General features: G+C 26.4%; 2 protein-coding genes. Both read left to right on the top strand.

What is annotated here, in order from left to right; translation table 11 throughout:
• Positions 1-1467: tyrosine-type recombinase/integrase (locus NSA58_RS19685; RefSeq protein ID WP_257560896.1), on the top strand; the 1467-nt coding region annotated here is incomplete at its 5' end.
• 53 nt (positions 1468-1520) lie between these two features.
• Positions 1521-1869: hypothetical protein (locus tag NSA58_RS19680; RefSeq protein WP_257560894.1), on the top strand; the 349-nt coding region annotated here is incomplete at its 3' end.

Genomic DNA, 1869 nt, shown 5'->3' with positions numbered 1-1869 from the left:
AATGTTTATTATAAATATTTAGCAGATAAAGAATCTGGAAAAAAGACTCTTCTTAAAACTGTTGAAATCACATGTGAAAGTTCAATAGTCAATAAAGTTGAATACTGCATTTTATATGATAGCAATATGATTCCAATAAAGGACGCTTTTAGATTTATAAATTATAATTTTTTAGATTGTTCTCCAAATACAAAATATCAAGCTATTACATCCCTTAGAATATTATATAGTTTCTTAGAAATATTTGATTTAAATTTAAGGGAATTAACAGATAATGATATAAACAATTTAAAATACTTTTTAAGAGGCTACTCCCCTAGAGGAAACCTAATAACTATTAATTTAAATACAGATAGAAGTAACACTACTATAAACACTTATTTAGCTATGTTTAGACGATATACTGCCTTTTTAAATATTGAAAATTGTAATTTACATAAAATCTCTCCTATAACAACAAAAACATTCATGTACGGAGCTGATATCCTTGTTGAAAAGAACAGTTATGTTCATAATGAAGGTGTAAACGAAAGCAAGACAGTTCCAATGTATGTATCTATTGATGAGTATAAAAAGGTACTAGATGTTATAGCAAAAGACTATACAATACGTGAAGAATGCATAGTAAGACTTATGTATACGGGAGGATTAAGAATAGGAGAAGTTTTAGGTTTAACTATTGAAGATGTACAATGTAGACTTTATAAAAATCAAGATACTAAAAAAAAGAAAAAAACAGCCTTTGTTTACACTAGAAATAGAGTCACTGATAAAGATTACCAATTAGCAAAAAATCTTGAAAAGCCAAAAAATAGAAGAGCCTATATCACTAAGAACTACAAGCAAGGGGCTGGAAAGACATCTATAAATATTTCTTTATACGATAAAATAATGGAATATATAGATATTTTTCATAACCCAAATAGTTATAACAAAAAGGATGAAGATAAAGTTGAAGATACTATTCTAGAATATGATTTCTTTGATGAGATTTTAAATCCTGAGGTTAAAGAAGAATATAAAATTAAGAAAAAAAGTAATAAATCCTTAGAGTTATTCAATAGAAATTTTGAAAAATATGCAAGAGCAGATATAGTAGATAAAAAAGCAAACACCGATGAAAACGGATTCCCCATTTTAAAAAATAACTCGTATATTTTTATCAACAATGTAGGTAAACCACTAAATATAATTTCCTGGAATAAAATTATGAGAGAAATTTTAGAAAAAAGTGGTTTAGATGTAGACGAAAATAAAAGAGAACATAACTTAAATCATAGATTTAGACATGGACATGCCATGTTTCTTGTTAAGGAATTAAAGTACACACCTCAACAAGTTGCAGACCGTCTAAGACAGAGTAATCCAAGGTCAGCATACAAATACTTTAGACTTACCGATGATGATAGAGCTACTGCACATGATGAATTTTCTAAATCATTAGAAGATAGTCTTAGCAAAATATAATCTTTCAATTAAATTATATTATTTAACAAATTTTACAAGGAGTTGTAATTAAAATGAACAAAAAATTCGACGTTATAGGTGATGACAAACTGAGGAACGCTCTTTTAAATTTTTCTAGTAAAGCAGGATTAAACAAGACACAACAAAAGTATTTAAATACCTACATTTCAAAATATAAAAACGTAAAATTAGATACTTTAAATTGGGAAACTATTTGCGATATATCATCAAATATAGAATCTTCACATATAAGGTTTGTATTCGCATGGTTCAATGCAAATTTTATTAAATACTTAATTGAAAATAGATTATACGAAGATACATTTATAGATTCAAATTTAGATATTATATTAAATCTACTTAATTTACTTGATTCAAAGGAAAGACGTAATCGTATCATGA

It is taken from the genome of Terrisporobacter muris, from assembly GCF_024621905.1.
Taxonomy (GTDB): domain Bacteria; phylum Bacillota; class Clostridia; order Peptostreptococcales; family Peptostreptococcaceae; genus Terrisporobacter; species Terrisporobacter muris.
The sequence above is the reverse complement of the archived record's forward strand: the minus strand, read 5'-3'. Positions and strand labels throughout refer to the sequence as shown.